Here is a 19,162-nt window from a genome sequence, read left to right on the forward strand (position 1 = left end):
ACAAAAAGCCAATTTACCCTATGCTCACACGTCATAGATGGCCATAGGACATACCAGGCCTGGTAAATTGGCTTTTTTAATTACACATTGTAATAACATTCTGATACTAACGAGTCACTAACCTCTTGCTTTAATGGCTCTTTGTCTAAAAGCTTCATAAACCGTCACACCCGTTGCCACAGAAACATTTAAACTTTCTACCACACCAACCATTGGAATGGCCGCTAAGTGATCACAAGCCTCACGCGTTAGTCTGCGTAAACCACTACCTTCTGTTCCCATTACAATCCCGATTGAACCTGTTAGGTCATGGTCGTAAATTGTCTGATCCGTTTCACCCGCCAAACCAATCATCCACATGCCCTCTTGCTGCATCTCTTTAATCGTTCTCACTAAGTTGGAAACAACAATCAATTTAACGCTATCTGCCGCTCCAGAGGCGACTTTACGAACAGTTGGGTTCATTCCAACCGAATTGTGTTTAGGAATAATGACAGCGTGAACACCAACGGCATCGGCCGTTCGTAAAATCGCCCCTAAATTATGGGGGTCTTGTACTTCATCTAAAAAGATAAACAGAGGATTAGAAGTATCTTCAATCAGTTGCTTTAAATCTGACTCGGTTAAATCCGCCTGTTTGGCAACTGTTGCCATAACACCCTGATGATTTCCATCAATCTTGTTAAAGGCCGATTTACTGACCAATTCAATATTTAAACCAACACGTTTAGCCTGGTCATGCAACGCTTGCTGACGATTATTTAAACGGCCTTTTAAAAAACTGATTGTATAAACAGACTGCGGTGACTGCTTTAAAAACTTTTCAACCGCATGTAAACCATAAATGACTTCTTGCTTCATTAGTCAGCCTTTGGCTTTGAACCTGAACGTTTCTTTTTACGATAGAAGCGTTTTTTACGAGCTGGCTTTTTCTCTTCATCACCTTGGTTTTCAGAAGATTCATTGCCATCCGTATTCATTTCAGGTTCAGCGTGTTCTGTTAAGCTTTCAATAAAACGTAAATCCACTTTACGATCATCTAGATTAACTTGTGCAACTTGTACTTTAATACGATCACCTAAACGGTACGTTTTTCCTGTACGCTCACCTTTAAGGCAGTGACGTGCATTATCGTAATGGAAGTAATCTTCACCTAACTCTGTAATATGAACTAAGCCTTCAACATAAAGTGGTTGAAGCTCAACAAACAGACCAAAGTTCGTTGCCGCAGAAACAACTGCTTCGTACTCACCACCAATTCGGTGCGAGAGGAATTCACACTTCAAGAAGGTTACGGCATCACGAGTTGCTTCATCTGCACGTCTTTCAGTATCTGAACAGTGCTGACCCAAATCAACCATTTGATTTTCAGTATAATCAAACTTCTCAATACCTTCTTTGCTCCATACATGACGAATCGCTCGATGAATCAATAAATCTGGGTAACGACGAATCGGAGATGTAAAGTGAGCATAATGCTCATAATTCAAACCAAAGTGACCTTTATTTTCAGGCTGATAAACCGCTTGATTCATACTTCTCAATAAAACGGTTTGAACCAAATGCTCATGTGGTTCACCATCTACTTTTGCAGCAACCGCGGCGTAATCATGTGCTGTAGGCTCATCACCACCTTCTAAAGTTAAACCAAAGTCCGACAAGAAGGTTCTTAAGTTTTTAAGACGTTCTTCCATTGGTTTTTCGTGAACACGATAAAGCATTGGCATTTTATGCCACTTTAGATAACGAGCCGTTGCCACGTTAGCCATCAACATACACTCTTCAATCAACTTGTGAGCATCATTACGAGTAACAGGAACGATTTCTTGAATCTTACGTTCTTCATCAAACACCATACGAGTTTCAGTCGTCTCAAACTCTAATGCACCACGTTCAGAACGCGCGACTTTCAATACTTTGTACAAATCATGTAAATCATGTAAAAGAGGGACTTGTTCAGCAAACTCTTCACGGTATTCACTCTTTTCATTGGTTAAAATATCATGCACTTGCGTGTAGGTTAAACGCGCCTTCGAATTCATTACGGCTTGATAGAATTGGCTTCTCTCCAATTTACCATCTTCAGTCAGTGCTAAATCCGCCACCATACATAGACGATCAACCTTAGGATTTAGAGAGCATAGACCGTCAGATAACTTTGATGGCAACATTGGCACAACACGCTGAGGAAAATAAACCGAATTACCTCGTTTGTAAGCCTCTTTATCAAGCTCTGTTCCTGGTTTCACATAATGAGAAACATCCGCAATAGCCACCACTAAACGCCAACCATTTTTACGGCGTTTTGCAAAAACGGCATCATCAAAGTCTTTGGTATCTGCGCCATCGATCGTAACCAGTTGTAGACCACGTAAATCTTTTCGATCCTCAAGGTCAGCTTCGGTCACTTCATCTGGAATATTAGCTAATTCAGATTCTAGCTCTTCAGACCATTCATTTGGAATACCGTAGGCGTGGATAGCAGAATCAATCTCCATTCCAGCCGCCATATAGTCACCGACAACTTCAATAATCTTACCAATTGGTCCAGAACGCATAGAAGGCTGGTGAATAATTTCAACTAAAACAATTTGTTCTTCTTTTGCTTCTAACAAACCGTCATTCGGAATAAAAACATCTTGCGTAAGGCGGTTGTTATTTGGACGAACCCAAGATAGACCATCTTCAAAGTTTAAACGACCAAGCACTTGTTTCGTGTTGTGCTCTGTAATTTCTATAATTGCGCCTTCTTGACGACCGCGACGGTCTTCACCGATAACAGAGGCTATAACAATGTCACCGTGAAGAACTTTGTGCATCTCTTTTTCAGATAAGAACAGATCCTTTCCGCCTTCATCTGGCACTAAAAAACCGTATCCATCAGGGTGACCAAGAACACGACCTTTAATTAAATCCATTTTCTTCAACAGACCAAACGCACCACGACGGTTACGAATCAACTGACCATCTCGAACCATTGCCTTCATACGACGTGAAAGTGCTTCAAAGCGTTCTTCGTCATCTTCATCAACATCAACGGCTTTAGCAACCTGGAAAAGTCTTAAAGGCTTCTGCGCCTCTTCTAAAACTTCTAAAATGAACTCTCTACTAGGAATTGGGTTTTCATACTTATCAGCTTCACGCTGTGCATGTGGATCCTGTTGACCCGATGTATTTTCTTTACTCACGAATACCATCTAAAATTGAAAACGCTCACACCCAATGACTGAAAAACTCCACTAAGTAATTGGGATTTGAGCGTTATGATTGAAAAAACTGCGCGTATTATAACAAATAGTTAGACAACTTTATTGCATTACTGTTAACTCTGTTTTAATTCCACGCTCAACCTCTGTATATAAGGCTTTATACAGTAAATATAAGGCTGATTGAATCGCCTCTTCTAAAACAGGGTGATAGAAAGGCATTTTTATTAACTCTAAAACCGTCATATTTTGTTCTACAGCCCAAGCTAATAAATGGGTAAAATGCTCAGCGTGAGGCATCAATATTTCACCACCAATGAGTTGCTTGGTCGATTTATCAGCATACAGAGAGATCACCCCATGATCTTCTGCCATCACAATCGCTCTGCCATTATTTCTTTCTAAATTGAAGTTAACCACTTCAACTTCTTGCCTATTCAAATTGCGATAACTTTCACCAAAAAAGCCCATATCAGGGTCAGTAAAAGCGATTCCTAACGGGGTTTTTCGCTTATATGCTGTAACAAGGGGATAGTCCATTGCATTCAGCGTTGCAATTTTACCCTCATGCCCCGCTTCATGCAGAATCGGTCTAAAGACATTGACATCACCAGCAATAAAGAGCGGTTTATCTTCTATTTGCATTGTATTTATATTAAAGGATGGCATGCCTCTGTCATCAAGTTTTACACCCGTTTGCTCAAGCTGAAGTCCATCTATATTAGGTCGTCGACCAAGGGCTGCTAACACAATATCAACCTCAAACGCCTTATCATCGATACTGACCTTAACACCTTCAGCCGTTTTTTCTAACTGAGCCGTAGCTCCAAGATAGATAGGAAATTCTTTAGAAAAGAGTTCAACCGCTTTTGCAATCACCTCTGGAGAGGACAAGCCGCCAACCGTGTTTTGCATTTCAAACCCGACAACTTCAACACCTAAACGGGACAAAGCCTGGCCAAGCTCCAAACCAATAATACCCAAACCGACAACAGCCACACGCTTAGGAAGCGTTTCTAATTCAAAAATTTCATCACTGGTAATAAGTCTATCTTCCAATGCTTGCCATGGCACTGGAATAACAGGGCGCGAACCCGTGGCAATAATCACTTTCTCGGCTTCAATTAACTCGCCATTTACCTCGAGTTGATTTTTACCAACAAATTTTGCATAACCGTCTATAAACTGTTCGGGGTTTAATGTTTCAGTCGTTCCTGATTTAACGCCACCTGTAAACCGATCGCGTAATTGCCTAACTCTTTGCAAAACCCGCACTGTATCCACTTCAAGAGATTCGCCGCCTTGAATACCAAACTCACTTAACTTGTGCTTTTTATAATTTAAGTTCGCTGATTGAATCATCGCTTTAGACGGCATACAACCCACTCGTGCACAGGTTGTACCAAGAGGCCCACCATTAATAATGACAAAGTCTTCAGTCTGCTTTCTAATAATACCTAACGCAGTTAACCCTGAAGTTCCCGCACCTAAAATAGCGTATTTGACCTTTCGCACACTTCTTCTCCTGAAATTTTGCCCGTTTTTGGATAAGTTATTTTTCACATTTTACTTTTTTAAACCAAATGTAACAGCATTACCTTCTAAGCTAAGTCTTAAACACTTACTTTATAGTAAAAATTTTTTATTGGTTTAGCTTTCAAAACACACAAGCTTACTAAATAGCTATTTTTTTGGTTTTAATCATAAAACAACTCAACTAGAATAAGCCTAGCCAACCTTAATAGGAAAGACTTTTGCATAGGTCACATTCTACCCTACTCTTTTTTAGCGTATTCATAATGATATTCGCCTGCTCGGTTCTGCTTTTTAGCCCAACTGGCTATGCCGCAGGCAAAAACAAAACCATCAGTGAACGCATTAACCAACCCTTTATTGGTGACCTTGCCAAAATAAGGGAACGACGCATACTTAGAGTTTTAGTCAGCTATAACCGAACCAATTTTTTCCATACAACACGTGGTGATCGTGGCATAGAACACGACCTCATTAAAGCCTTTGAAAAATACATTAACCGTGGCCCAAGAAAAGAGCGCTATAAAACACATATTGTTTTCTTAGCACGCCCATTTGAACGCTTGCTTCCTGATCTAAAACAGGGGTATGGTGACATTGTTGCTTCAGGGCTTACGATTACACCTGAACGAGCCAATCTTGTTGATTTCACTGAACCTTATATTACCGATATTACCGAAATACTCATTTCCAATAAAAACAACCCCGCCCCTAAAACACTCCAAGAACTGTCGGGCAAACAAATCATTGTCGTGTCAAACAGTAGCTACATCATTCATATCGAACAAATCAACCAAGCTTTAGGTCGCTTAGGACTTCCTGCAATTGAAATCGTCAAAGCCAACCCCCTTTTAGAATCCGAAGATTTACTTGAAATGGTCAATGCAGGGCTTTTTGACTATACCGTGGTCGACAACCATATTGCAGAAATTTATGAAAACATCTTTCCTGAACTACGATTACAAAAAGATTTTATTTTTCATAACGGTGGCAACATTGCTTGGGCAGTAAATAAAAATCTTCCTGAACTCAAAACAACTCTTAATAACTTTATTACAAAATATGCCAGGCCTGGTAAGTTCTTAGGTAACAGCTTGTATAAGAAATACTTTAAAAACCCATTTTGGATTAAACAACCACTCTCTTTAAATGCTTTAAATGAAACCCCTTGCTTACAGTATTATTTTGAAAAATACGCCACTTTCTATGATTTTGATTGGTACCTCATAGCTGCTCAAGCACATCAAGAGTCGGGGTTCAAACAAAACTTAGTGAGCCGTGCCAATGCCGTTGGCATTATGCAAATCAAACCCTCCACAGCCAGATCAAAGATTGTAAACATCCCCAATATCAAAGATTTAGAAAATAACATACACGCAGGGATAAAATATCTCGCATTTATCCGAGACTTCTACTTTGATAAACCTGAATATTCCGATGAAGATAAAATCAACTTTACCTTAGCAGCCTATAATGCGGGGCCTGGAAGAATTAGAAAACTACAACGCATGGCTGAAGCCAGAGGGCTTGACCCACATAAATGGCACTATAATGTCGAGGTCATGGCAAGACAAAAAATTGGCCAAGAGACCGTTAACTACGTCACCAAAATTCAAAAAACAAAAATTGCTTTAAAACTCTCTAAAGAACTGGCTGAAAAGAAGCATCAACTCAAAGAAGCAAAGCTTGAGGAGTTTATTGATATACACCCTCAAGACGCCCAAAACGAGCCAATCGAATAAAGATCTTTATAAAACAAAACACCGAACTAAGCGGGGCGATACACCCTAACATTATCAAAACCCGCATCCCTTAAATATTGTGCGTGCAACTGACTCATCACCCCTTTTTCACAATATAAGACATACTCTTTGGATTGATCTAGTTTTTTAAAGGTTCGGTTTAACTCATTAAATGGAATATTGGTATTTTCAATCGTCAATGGGGAATGATTCGCTTCAGTCTCTCTGCGAATATCAATCACAATAGCCCCCTCTGGAGAACCCACAACCTCCACTGGAGCAGCGCTATTAACATCATCAATAATTTTATCAACTGGAATACTGATTGATTTTTCAACCGCTAAATCCAGCACATCATAATTAAAATGCTTGGCTTCTCGCTTCATTCGGTCAAACGAACCATTGGTAACTGGATTTTTTGAAATGACACCGCAATATTCAGGCATATTTTCAGCAAATTCACGAGTGCCAATTTTATCTGCTATCTCAATAATCTCAGGCTTATTCATTGTGGCAAGAGGTCTCAATATCAATTTATTGGAAACTTCATCAATAATCGCCAAATTACGCAAAGTTTGGCTACTGACTTGCGCCACACTCTCACCAGTAACTAGCGCATCTATCCCCATTACATCAGCCACCTTTTCAGATGCCATAATCATGAGGCGTTTTAAGGTAACTCCCATATAACTTTCATGCGTAGAACGAAATATCTCTTCAACAACCTCTTCAAAAGGCACAGAAATAAATTGCACTCGATGAGACGCGCCAAATTGACTCCATAAATAAAGTGCAACTTGTTTAACACCAACTTCGTGGGCCGCGCCCCCCAAATTAAAAAAGATAAAATGGGTTTTAATGCCACGCTTCATCGTTAAAAAGCTGGCCACTGTAGAGTCAAAACCACCAGACATTAGCGATAAAACATCCCCCTGTGTTCCAATTGGAAAACCACTCAACCCGGGTTGGCGATGTGTTATCACGTTTAAAGTATTTTGATTTAACTCAAACTCCACTTTGACTTGCGGGCTCTTTAAATCAACACCAGCTGGGTTTCCATGCTCATAAAGGTAAGCGCCCACAAATCGCTCAATTTCGAAAGAAGTCACCTCATGAGTGCCACTGCGTTTCGCTCTCACAACAAACGTTTTACCTTCAATAAGAGCTAACTTGTGCTCAGCCACTTTTTCGGCAATTTTTGTTAAATCCTCACCCGTTTCGTATTGAATCACCTCTAAATATTGCTCAATACCTGGTGTCTGTTTTAAAATTTTACGCACAGCATCAATATGAACGTCTGCAACTTGCACTTCAATCTTATCCCAAAAACGCTTGACCTCTATAGCTTCCTTATCCACTCTAAACAGTAAAGTACGCAAGTTCTCATACAACATACTAATCATACGTTTTTTTACAGGACCACCTTTGATCATGATTTCAGGGAATAACTTGACTATAAACTTCATTTTTAACTCTTTTCTTTTAGGCTACGTTATAAGTTACCAGGCCTGGTAACCTAGTCGTTAGGGAGATTTTATATTGCAAATACGGAGTACGTAGAGGATAAACTTTATAATGCGAAATGTGCACCTATGCTCACACTTAACTTATATTAATTTATATATTGTACACCACTAAGCCCTATGCATTCTGGGCTGTTTTAAATCAAAACATACCCAAAATAAAACCTCAAAAAATCCCGTTTAATGAATGTATTAAATCGATGAATCATGATATTCAATTGATAAATTGAGCTTGTACATGTTAAAATTCTAAAAGTTTACTATTTCAATTTAAAACAGAGAGACCCTCGATGAAAAGATTAGATCAAGTACTAGCTGCTGATGGTATAAATGCTGAATTAGAGCTTGTTATCAAAGACGTAATGGTTGCATGTAAAGACATCGCATACAAACTAGGTCAAGGTGAGTTAGCTGGTATTTTAGGAGCAACAGAAGACGAAAACGTTCAAGGTGAAACTCAAAAGATGTTAGATGTTATCTCTAACGATCTTTTAAAAGACATCTTAGTTGCTAACCCATATGTTCGTGGTGTCGGTTCTGAAGAAGAAGACTACACAATTGCGGCTAACGCTGATGGTAAGTACCTAGTGACTTTTGATCCATTAGACGGTTCTTCAAACATCGACGTTAACCTTTCTGTTGGTACAATTTTCTCAGTACTTGAAGCACAAGATGATACAGCTGGTGATAACCAAGAAGTATTCCTACAAGAAGGTCGCAAGCAAGTAGCAGCGGGTTACGTTCTTTATGGTCCATCTTCACTATTAGTTATGACAACAGGTAATGGCGTTAACTTATTCACTTTAGATACTAACATCGGTGAATTCGTTCTTACAAAAGAAGCGCTTCAAATTCCAGAAGATACTGCTGAATTTGCTATCAACATGTCTAACCAACGTTTCTGGGAACCAGAAATGAAACAGTACATCGATGACTGTCTTGCTGGTGAAGAAGGTCCTTTAGGTAAGCGTTACAATATGCGTTGGGTTGCTTCTATGGTAGCTGAAGTTCACCGTATCCTAATTCGTGGTGGTATCTTCATGTACCCTTACGACAGCCGTGACCCTTCAAAAGCTGGTAAACTTCGTCTAATGTACGAAGGTAACCCAATGTCTATGATTGTTGAACAAGCAGGCGGTGCTTCATCAACAGGTCGTATGGATATTATGGACGTTGCTCCACAAGGCATCCATGACCGTGTACCTGTTGTACTAGGTTCTAAAAATGAAGTCGCTAAAGTGGTGGCTTACCACAACAAATAATCGAATTTTATAGCGATTTGAATAACACCCGCATAAGTTAACCACGAAGGCACGAAGACACGAAGTTTTTGTTGTTGAAACGGAGAATGAATGCGGGTGTTTTACGTTATAAAAACGATAAAATCACTCTAATAAAATACCACTGACCGATTCACACCTTTCTCTCTTCGTGTCTTCGAGTCTTCGTGGTAAAGACAAAAGGAAATAAAACATGGGATATTCAGCAGTTCCTGCCGGTAAAGACGTTCCTAATGACGTTAACGTTATTATTGAAATTCCTGCTTTTGCGGCACCCGTTAAATATGAAGTAGACAAAGATACAGACCTAGTATGGGTTGACCGCCTTCAAGGTGCAACTATGTCTTACCCTGCTAACTATGGCTATATCAATGACACCCTTTCTGACGATGGTGATCCAGTAGATGTATTAGTGGTTACACCGCACCCATTATTAGTTGGCTCAGTAATTCGTTGTCGTCCAATCGGTATCTTCAAAATGACCGATGACGGTGGTGAAGACGCTAAGGTTATCGCTGTCCCCGTTGATAAGCTGACACCAATCTACTCAAAAATTGAAAAAGTTGAAGATATTCCACTTTTAAAAGAACAAGTAGAACACTTCTTTAGTCACTATAAAGACCTAGAACCTGGTAAATGGGTAAAAGTGGATGGCTGGGGAGACGTTGAAGCGGCTCGTGAAGAAATTCTTAACGGTGTAAAAGCCTACCAAGCTAAGTAATTTTAGTTATTAGAACTAAAACACGACATTTTCAAAGCCCTCTATACGAGGGCTTTTTGTTATGTTTAAGTTAAAACTTACAAAAAACACAACATACATCCAAAATTAGCGGATATTACCCGCTATCTTGTTAATTCATCAGAATTATCTGATATAATTTAAACCAATTTTGTTTTAAAACTGAGAGTAAAAATGGCAGCTGATATTCGTGATAAGCAGTTAAGAGCGCGCGTTAAACTTCTAGGAAACGTCCTTGGAAAAGTCATCACTTCACAAGTAGGTGAAGAGACGTACAATGCGATTGAAAAACTACGCAAAGGCTACATAAGCCTGCAAAAAAATGATAATCCAGAATTACGCCAAGAACTGACTGCATTTATCGAATCAAGAAGTGCTGATGAATTAAATCTGATAATTCGCGCCTTTAACCTCTATTTTAGCCTAGTTAACTTAGCCGAAGAAGAACATCAATACCACGAAAGACAAAGTCAGTTAAAATCAGATGGCCCTCTTTGGATGGGCTCAGTACTAAATACCGTTGGCGAGTTTAAAGAACAAGGAATGGACGCCAATCAAGTTCAAGAGCTGTTGAACAAACTGCATTACATTCCTGTCTTTACCGCACACCCAACTGAGTCAAAACGCCGCTCAGTCATGGATAACTTAAGAAGAATCTTTTTAGATATTGGCACACTTAATGAAGCTGATGCATACAATAATGAATACGTAAAAGAGTCTTTATATCAACAACTAGAGTCTCAGATTCAAGTACTTTGGCAAACTGATGAAGTTCGCCGTCAAAAACCAACCGTTGAAGACGAAATTCGTAACGGTATCTACTATTTCCGTAAATCACTCTTTGATGCCGTTCCAACCGTTTATCGTTACATGGAACGCGCGCTTTCTAAACACTATCCAGAAGCAGACATCAAAACACCAAACTTCTTAACCTTTGGCTCATGGATAGGTGGAGACCGTGACGGTAACCCTTTTGTTACCCATGATACAACGGTCAAGGCACTGCTTCTTCAATCTCGTGCTGTCATCTATGAATACAAAAAACGTATATTTGATTTAAGCTCAAAACTGACTCATTCTCGTTACCTATGTAATATTTCGCAAGAGATTATTAACCGCTCTACCATTGTCGATGCGGACCTGATTGAAGCCGTTTTCAAAAAACGTCCAGAGCGTTTTAAGGACGAGCCTTACCGACGTTTCTTATACCTAATGGAAGGTCGTTTAAATAAAAACCTTCAATACATTGAAGCTTGGCTTAATGATGAGAAAAATGACAAATCTTCTTTTGCCTACACCTCTGAAACAGAGCTGCTTGAAGATTTAGAGTTAATCTACAACTCCTTATGTAACCATGGCGATGAAAATGTGGCCAATGAAGAGTTGCAGGATTTGATTCGTTTAGTGAAAACCTTTGGTTTTTACTTAATGCGCCTAGATATTCGTCAAGAATCCAATATACACAGCGATGCGGTTGCAGATCTACTTTCTCACTTAGACATTGACTACAAAAGCCTAAATGAAGATGAAAAATTAAACCTGCTTGCTAAACACGTTGCTTCTGCAACCATTATCGACACCCAACACCTAGCATTAGACAGCATGACTTCGGAAGTACTTGAGGTATTTAATGTTATTCGTGAAATGCGTAAAGAGATTAGTCCAAAAGCGTTTAATAACTATGTTATCTCAATGACACACGAAGCAAGCCATGTTATGGAAGTGCTGTTTTTAGCACACCAAGCAGGCCTGGCAGGTTATAACGCTGGTCAACCTTATTGTGATATTGAGATTGCACCACTTTTTGAAACCATAGAAGACCTAGAACATATCGTACCCGTCACAGAAGCTCTGTTTGAAAATGCAACTTACAAAGCACTTCTAAAAGCTTCAGGCAATCAACAAGAAATCATGCTGGGTTATTCAGATTCTGCAAAAGACGGTGGTAACTTATCTTCAGCATGGAGCCTATATCAAGCGCAGCAACAAATTATGAAACTGGCTGATGCACACCAAGTTGACTGTCGTTTATTCCATGGTCGAGGTGGAACAGTTGGCCGTGGTGGAGGACCTACTCACTTTGCAATCTTGTCTCAACCAACAGGTACTGTACGTGGTTCAATCAAGTTTACTGAACAAGGTGAAGTACTTTCCTATAAGTACAGTAACTCTGAAACAGCCATGTATGAACTTTCATTGGGTGTAACAGGATTAATGAAAGCCAGTACTTGTCTAGTGAAATCAATTACAAAAGATAAGCCTGAGTACTTAGAATCCATGAAAACACTGGCTAAAGATGGTGAACATTGCTTCCGTGAGTTAACTGACCATACAAAAGGTTTCTTCGAATTTTTCTATGAAGCCACACCTGTAACAGAAATTGGCCTATTAAACATTGGCTCACGCCCTTCTCACCGTAAGAAAGGGAATTTATCTAAATCTTCAATTCGTGCTATTCCATGGATTTTTGGTTGGGCTCAGGCTAGACTTACCTTCCCTGCTTGGCAAGGAACAGGTTACGCACTGGATAATTGGATTAACCAACACAGCGATAAGCAACTTAAAGAGATGCATGAAAACTGGCCTTTCTTTAGAGCGCTATTAAGCAACATCCAAATGGCTCTATTCAAAACAGATTTAACTATCGGTAAAGAGTACAGCAAATTGGGTCAAAACCAAGAAGATGCACAGAAAATTTACAACATGATTGCTGAAGAGCATCAACGTGCCGTAAAACGTATTTTAGAAATTACGGGTAATGACTATTTAATGGCAGAAACTCCAACGATTGCTCTATCCCTTAAGCGACGTAACCCATATTTAGTACCATTAAACAATATCCAAATTGCATTATTGGCACGTTATAAAGCAGTTGATGCAACGGATGAAGAACGTGAAATGTGGTTAACCCCATTACTTAACAGCATTAACGCAATTGCTGCAGGTATGCGTAATACTGGGTAACTTTTCAAACTATCCTACCTCAAAACCCCGTTTTAAACGGGGTTTTTTATAGTTCTTAAAGACTATAAACTTTTATTTATACCGCAATAAACAGAGCTGAATAATTAGAATTTTTAAAAAATAACAGTATAATGGCGAGCTAAAACTAAATTTTCGCAGTTTTCTGTTTAACAAAGCTCTAAACTGAGTAATGGCGATCCCATTCTTCGAACTAAAGAGAATATTATGCAAGTTACGCTACTAAAATCGAAATTACATCGTGTTACAACCACACATGCTGAGTTAGATTACGAAGGCTCATGCGCTATTGATGGCCACCTATTAGATGTGGCTGGCATTCGTGAATACGAACAAATTCAAATATACAACGTCAATAACGGTGAACGCTTTACGACCTATGCAATTCGTGCAGAAGATAACAGCGGCATCATCTCTGTAAATGGCGCAGCAGCTCATAAAGCAAATCCTCAGGATTTATTAATTATTGCAACTTATGTTTCAATGAATGAAGCAGAAGCGGATAACTTTAAACCTAAGCTCGTCTATTTCAATGATAAAAATGAAATAACCCATACCCGAAATACAATCCCTACTCAAATGGCAGACATTTCTAAGGCGAGCTAAATTACTGAATAGCCATTAACAAAAAACCGACTTGATGTCGGTTTTTTTATGCTCATTAAAATTAAACTCGCCTACTATTTGGGTCTAAACTTCTCTGGGGTGATTAAAATCTCAACACGCCTATTCTTAGCATAATCCAGTTCGGTATTTCCAATAGAAAGAGGTTGTGTATCAGCAAGCCCAATAGCCTGAGCTTGCTCAGGGCGTATTGCATCATCCTGAACTAACTGTTCAATAACACTGGCAGCACGAGCACTTGATAGCTCCCAGTTTGATCTAAACCTTCCGCCAGAAATAGGTCGGCTATCTGTATGACCAACCACCTGCAAAGCAACGTTTTCATTCCTAAATTCAAAAAACTTTTGCAATAACTCAACAAATCGCGGTCTTAAATCTGCACGCCCAGGGTCAAAGGCAATCTGCTCAGGAAAGACTAGTCGGATCTGGTTATTACTCTCATCATAATGAATTTTAATTTCACTTTTCTTGCCCGCTTCAGAATAGGTTTCAATTAAGTTTTTATATAGAGGTTTAAGATTATCCACAACCGTTTCCTGAACAGGTGGTGGCAGAGGTTCTTTTGGGGCTTTCTCTTTAGACTCCATTTCCATTGAGAGTTGCAAGGACTGAAAAAACTGTTCCTGCTCTGGGGTAAGCTCACTGCCATTCCCCAAAGCCTCACTTAAAGACTCGACCACGGCTTTATACTTTGGTACATCTGTACTCGACATAGCATACAAAAGAACGAACAAAGCCATCAGCAGAGACATTAAGTCTGCAAACGTCGCTAACCAAGCTGGCCCTCCTCTAGCCTTCTTGGCCACTTTCCTTCACCTTTTTATTCGCTTGTAGAAAAGGAGCCAATAAATCTCGCATTACGGATGGATTATGTCCTTGACCAATACTTTCAATCGCTTCAATAATTAACAACTCTCTTTCTGATTCATTTTGAGCCCAAGACTCAATCTTATCGGCCACAGGTAAGGCAAACAAGTTCGCTATCATGGCTCCATACAACGTGGTTAACATAGCCACCGCCATAGCTGGCCCTATTGCCGATGGATCACTAAGATTGGATAACATTTGAATCAAGCCAACCAAGGTACCAATCATTCCAAAAGCAGGCGCTGCATCCCCAACTGACCGAAACACACCCGCACTGGTTTCTGCTTTTTCAATGAGGAGTTTATTCTTTTCTCTCAACGTTTGTTTTACTAACTCTAAGGAGTAGCCATCCACAATCATTCGCACACCAGTCTGATAGAAGCTATTATTGACCTCGTAACTTTCCATCGCCAACACACCCTTACCGCGAACTAAACGTAACAAATCTTCAGTGATATCAACAATTTCGTTAAAGTCTTTAACTTCTGATGAGACTTTTAAAACACTAAAAGACATCCCAATCGCCTTAAAACTATCTGCCATTGAGTATCGAATCATCGTTGCGGCAACGGTACCACCGACAACAATCATCATGCCAGGTATATTAATAAACATAGCAATAGACGAGCCCATAGCCATTGCCATAAGCACAATCGCAATACCTGCAACCAAACCAATTAGTGTTGAAAAGCTCATATCTGTTATCTAAATATCGAAAATGTTAAATAAAAAATTAATTATCTGGTTATTAGCACACCAAATAATCAAAAATATTAGTTATTTTGTTAGCAAAATATTGTCCAATAACCTTGTTTTACCCAAACGTGCAACCGCAAGAATAACTATATTGTCTTCAAATGAATGTGCAGGTAACAGGGTATTGGCATCACACACCACGATATAATCGATTTCGTCAAAACCTTCGTCCAACAAAGCATCACCCGCAGTCTCACACAGGCTAGAAAAATTTGTATTTCCAGAGCGGATAGAAACCGCGATATCCTGCAATAAGGTATGAAGTTTTGGTGCAATTACGCGTTGTTCAACGGATAAATATTGGTTTCTTGAACTCAAAGCCAAACCATCTACATCTCGACCAATCGGTGCGGCCACAATATCGATAGGAAGCGCCAAATCTTCTACCATGGTTTTTATGACTACCAACTGTTGATAATCCTTTTGACCAAACACCGCTTTATCTGGCTGAACCATATTAAAAAGCTTACAGACCACTGTCGTTACCCCATCAAAGTGACCAGGACGGCTCGCCCCTTCTAATAGGCCTGTTAACACTTCTGGTACTTGCACTTGGGTTTGACAAACGCCTTTTGGATACATTTCATCTACCGAAGGATAAAAAACAGCATCTAATTGCAAACTAGCCAACTTCATTTGATCCGATTCAAAGGTTCTAGGGTAACTATCGAAGTCTTCATTAGGTCCAAACTGCATCGGATTCACAAAAACGCTTACTAAAACCTTGTCACATTGTTGCTGAGCTAGCTTTACCAAACTAAGATGCCCATCATGCAAGTTACCCATCGTTGGGACAAAGCCTATGGAATAGCCTGCTCGCTTCCAAGCCGCTACCTGTGAACGCAATGCGCTGACTTGCTCAAAGATCTGCATACAAACCTTACTCCCAATAATTTAGATGAATAAAATGAAGTTTTGAAAACCGAGAAAAACCACAGATAAGATGAAACGAATACAAAGCTTTAGCCAAGCACATGTTCACTTGATGGAAACTGTAACCCTTTAACCTCATCAACATAGCTGGCTAAAGCGTCTTGTATTGAGTTAGATTGCAGCATAAAATTTTTAGAAAACTTAGGTGTATTGCCAACCGTAATACCTAACATGTCATTTAAAACGAGTACTTGCCCACTGGTATTGACACCCGAGCCAATACCAATAATAGGAACCGCTGATCGCTCAGTAATTTCCATCGCTAAAGCCTGCGGAACACACTCTAAAACCAACATGTCAGCCCCTGCATTTTGCAATGCCTGAGCTTCATCTTTTAAACGTTGGGCAGAAATATCATCTTTACCTTGAACTTTATAGCCATGCTTTTCTACTGACTGTGGCAACAAACCCAAGTGCCCACAAACAGGAACACCTAATTCAGACAACGCTCTGACTGTATCAACAATACGCATACCACCTTCCAACTTCACCATATTTGCACCGCCTTCTTTCATTAGACGAGCCGCACTTTGTAAGGTTTGTTGAAGCGTGCTATCTGACATAAAAGGCAAGTCAGCAATACACCAGGCCTGGTCATTGCCTCTTTGTACCATCTGAGTGTGGTATACCATTTCATCTAAAGTAACGGGTAAAGTGGTTGCATGACCCTGTACAACCATTCCTAAAGAATCGCCCACTAAAATAACCTCAACACCAGCTTGCGCTATCCAGTGTGCAAAACTGGCATCATAGGCGGTTAAACATGCAATTTTATTGCCTTGTTGGTGCATTTTTTTCAGTTTAGCAAGTGTAATTGACATGGTTCTTCCTACATTAAAAGCTCTGTTATTCAACTGAGACGTTAAGACCTAATCACATAAATTTTTAATCGGTCTATTATATTAAATTTATCTACAACCGCTAAACATTCGAGCTAATCCAAGGCGATAAGATAAGACTCTTCAAGCTGTTTTAACATCGCTTCAACCTTTCCCTTATTTGGGATTACCAGGCCTGGTGCTATTTCAGCCAAGGGCACAAGAACAAAATCTCTTAACGTCATTTGCACATGAGGCACCGTTAGATTTTCGGTTTGAATCACCTGCTCGCCATAGAGCAATATATCCAAATCAATTAAACGCTCCCCCCAATGACGCTTCTTAACACGTCCCTGTTCTTGTTCAATTTTTTGCAGTGCAGAAAGTAATTGTTGGGCAGAGAGTTCAGTTGTTACCTGACACACCGCATTCACAAAGTTGGGTTGATCTTGTGGCCCTAAAGGTTTTGAAGCATAGAAAGAAGAGTTTTTTTCAAACACTGTATTTGGAAGCTTAGAGATAGACTGTAGAGCGGTTTTTAATTGTTCGACTGGGTCAGAAAGGTTCCCCCCTAACCCAATATAGACTGTATTTTGCGACATGAATAAACCAGTTTTACACTAGCTATTTGAATCAGCAGACTGGCTGCGTTTTCTGTAAAAATTTCGATTACGACGAACACGCTTCTTGCGCTGTGGTTTTTCTACAGAATTTGCAAAAGCGACCTGTTCAACGGGGTCTTTTTCTTGATAAGTTGTCCACCAATCAAATATAGATGCCATTTCTGTCTCACCTGCAGCAACCCTTACACCTAAAAAGTCATAAGCCGCCCTAAAACGAGGATGCTCCATCATTTTTTGTGCTCTATCACCATGTCGTTTAGGTAATCGATGTTGTAAATTCCAGATATCACGCATCTGTGCAGTAAAGCGCTTAGGTATTGCGGTACGTTTAATTTGCTGTTCAATCACATCATTTGCTGCCGCAAAAAAGGCATCTTGGTGAGCAAAACCTTCATCCAAAAAGTACTGTTTTCTCTGAAGCATAGGCTCCCAAAGCATGGCTGAGAATAGAAAGGCTGGGTTAACCGATTTGCCTTCTTGAATACGGCTATCTGTACTTTTAAGCGCCTCAATCACCAACATTCTTGGAAAACCGTCTTTCTCTTCTGAAAGAATTTGCTCAGTAAGCGGGAATAAATGCTTAAACAAATCATAATGGCGAAGTTTTTCAAATACTTCAACCGCCACGCCGCTATGAAAAAGCTTTAAGACTTCTTCAAATAGACGTGCATTTGACACGTCTTGCATAAGAGGAGCTAATTTAACAATCGGTTTTTCGGTTTTTTTCTCAATTTTAAAACCAAGCTTTGCAGCAAAACGAATAGCACGAATCATTCGTACAGGGTCTTCACGATAGCGAGTTTCTGGATCACCAATTAAACGAAGCTGACCTTTTTTAATATCTTCTAAACCACCTGTATAATCGGTAATTGAAAAGGTTTTAATGTCGTAATAAAGCGCATTGACCGTAAAATCTCTGCGCCACACATCTTCTTCAATTGAGCCGTATACATTATCTCTTAACAGACGACCGCTATCATCCACTTGTCTTGCTGGACCTGATAACTTTCCATTGCGTCCAAAGCGGTCTTTTCGCCCATCGCCATCACCTTGGCCACGGAAAGTAGCAACCTCAATGACCATACGACCAAAACGAACGTGCGCTAAACGAAATCTACGCCCAATTAAACGACAACGTTGCTTAAAAACATGCTTAACTTGGTCGGGTTCTGCACTGGTCACCACATCAAAGTCTTTAGGTTCAAGTCCTAGCAATAAGTCACGGACACAACCACCAACTAAATAACTATCGTAGCCACCACGCTTTAAACCATATAAAACATCTAATGCTGCTTTATCGATTTGCTTGCGAGAAATACCGTGTTTTTGACGCTTAACAACAACGGGAGAGTTTTTGCCTATTGAACCATGTTCAGGTAGGGATTTTGACCTTGAGAAAAAGGCACTGATTTTACGAATAATTCGTTGCATATAGGAATATAAATTTATGTTCACTGAATAGAGTTTCATTTTAGCGTGTTTTAGAGATACTGCAATGAATTCACTATTTTTTTAAGGTTTAAAAATAGATAAATT

The 19,162-nt window shown here is 39.7% G+C and carries 15 protein-coding genes; 5 read left to right on the top strand and 10 right to left on the bottom strand.

What is annotated here, in order from left to right; genetic code table 11:
- Positions 1-117: 117 nt before the first annotated feature.
- The 3 genes from rlmB to A379_RS03400 form a co-directional block, all read right to left on the bottom strand.
- Positions 118-861: a 23S rRNA (guanosine(2251)-2'-O)-methyltransferase RlmB gene (gene rlmB / locus A379_RS03390; protein WP_040725743.1), complete on the bottom strand. Its 744-nt coding sequence runs from the start codon at positions 859-861 to the stop codon at positions 118-120.
- Positions 861-3,188: a ribonuclease R gene (gene rnr / locus A379_RS03395; protein ID WP_040725744.1), complete on the bottom strand. Its 2,328-nt coding sequence runs from the start codon at positions 3,186-3,188 to the stop codon at positions 861-863. Before rnr ends, rlmB begins: the two co-directional genes overlap by 1 nt.
- A 120-nt stretch (positions 3,189-3,308) precedes the next feature.
- Positions 3,309-4,721 (bottom strand): dihydrolipoyl dehydrogenase, encoded by a 1,413-nt coding sequence (locus A379_RS03400; RefSeq protein WP_040725746.1) that lies wholly within the window; start codon positions 4,719-4,721, stop codon positions 3,309-3,311.
- Between the two features lie 284 nt (positions 4,722-5,005).
- On the opposite strand from A379_RS03400, the gene A379_RS03405 reads away from it, so the two are divergent.
- The gene (locus A379_RS03405; protein WP_081696321.1) at positions 5,006-6,481 is read left to right on the top strand and encodes a lytic transglycosylase F; all 1,476 of its coding nucleotides are present in this window, start codon (positions 5,006-5,008) and stop codon (positions 6,479-6,481) included.
- A gap of 26 nt (positions 6,482-6,507) precedes the next feature.
- On the opposite strand, the gene thiI is transcribed toward A379_RS03405, so the two are convergent.
- On the bottom strand, positions 6,508-7,947 hold the full coding sequence (gene thiI, locus A379_RS03410) for a tRNA uracil 4-sulfurtransferase ThiI (protein WP_040725748.1): 1,440 nt from the start codon (positions 7,945-7,947) through the stop codon (positions 6,508-6,510).
- Positions 7,948-8,294: 347 nt separating this feature from the next.
- Here thiI and A379_RS03415 point away from each other — a divergent pair, with 347 nt between their 5' ends.
- The 4 genes from A379_RS03415 to panD all read left to right on the top strand — a co-directional run bounded on the left by A379_RS03415 (position 8,295) and on the right by panD (position 13,611).
- Positions 8,295-9,266 carry a class 1 fructose-bisphosphatase gene (locus A379_RS03415; protein ID WP_040725751.1) on the top strand — a complete coding sequence of 324 codons (972 nt, stop codon included), beginning with the start codon at positions 8,295-8,297 and terminating at the stop codon, positions 9,264-9,266.
- 211 nt (positions 9,267-9,477) lie between these two features.
- Complete coding sequence (ppa, locus tag A379_RS03420; protein ID WP_040725754.1) at positions 9,478-10,005, top strand: inorganic diphosphatase; 528 nt, start codon at positions 9,478-9,480, stop codon at positions 10,003-10,005.
- A 192-nt stretch (positions 10,006-10,197) separates the two neighbouring features.
- Positions 10,198-12,987, top strand: coding sequence for a phosphoenolpyruvate carboxylase (ppc, locus tag A379_RS03425; protein WP_040725756.1), 2,790 nt, complete (start codon positions 10,198-10,200; stop codon positions 12,985-12,987).
- Positions 12,988-13,212: 225 nt separating this feature from the next.
- The gene (panD, locus tag A379_RS03430; RefSeq protein ID WP_040725759.1) at positions 13,213-13,611 is read left to right on the top strand and encodes an aspartate 1-decarboxylase; all 399 of its coding nucleotides are present in this window, start codon (positions 13,213-13,215) and stop codon (positions 13,609-13,611) included.
- 74 nt (positions 13,612-13,685) lie between these two features.
- Here panD and A379_RS03435 read toward each other — a convergent pair whose 3' ends face one another.
- The 6 genes from A379_RS03435 to pcnB form a co-directional block, all read right to left on the bottom strand.
- Complete coding sequence (locus A379_RS03435; RefSeq protein WP_040725761.1) at positions 13,686-14,435, bottom strand: flagellar motor protein MotB; 750 nt, start codon at positions 14,433-14,435, stop codon at positions 13,686-13,688.
- Positions 14,419-15,192 carry a motility protein A gene (locus A379_RS03440; RefSeq protein WP_040725763.1) on the bottom strand — a complete coding sequence of 258 codons (774 nt, stop codon included), beginning with the start codon at positions 15,190-15,192 and terminating at the stop codon, positions 14,419-14,421. The genes A379_RS03435 and A379_RS03440 overlap by 17 nt, the downstream gene beginning before the upstream one ends.
- 81 nt (positions 15,193-15,273) lie before the next feature.
- On the bottom strand, positions 15,274-16,125 hold the full coding sequence (gene panC / locus A379_RS03445; protein ID WP_040725765.1) for a pantoate--beta-alanine ligase: 852 nt from the start codon (positions 16,123-16,125) through the stop codon (positions 15,274-15,276).
- 89 nt (positions 16,126-16,214) lie between these two features.
- Entirely contained in the window at positions 16,215-17,006 is a 792-nt protein-coding gene (panB, locus tag A379_RS03450) for a 3-methyl-2-oxobutanoate hydroxymethyltransferase (protein ID WP_040725766.1), read from the bottom strand.
- A gap of 113 nt (positions 17,007-17,119) precedes the next feature.
- Positions 17,120-17,605 (bottom strand): 2-amino-4-hydroxy-6-hydroxymethyldihydropteridine diphosphokinase, encoded by a 486-nt coding sequence (gene folK / locus A379_RS03455; RefSeq protein ID WP_040725767.1) that lies wholly within the window; start codon positions 17,603-17,605, stop codon positions 17,120-17,122.
- Between the two features lie 18 nt (positions 17,606-17,623).
- The gene (gene pcnB / locus A379_RS03460; protein ID WP_232744811.1) at positions 17,624-19,081 is read right to left on the bottom strand and encodes a polynucleotide adenylyltransferase PcnB; all 1,458 of its coding nucleotides are present in this window, start codon (positions 19,079-19,081) and stop codon (positions 17,624-17,626) included.
- Positions 19,082-19,162: the final 81 nt, after the last annotated feature.

It is taken from the genome of Thiomicrorhabdus sp. Kp2, from assembly GCF_000478585.1.
Taxonomy (GTDB): domain Bacteria; phylum Pseudomonadota; class Gammaproteobacteria; order Thiomicrospirales; family Thiomicrospiraceae; genus Thiomicrorhabdus.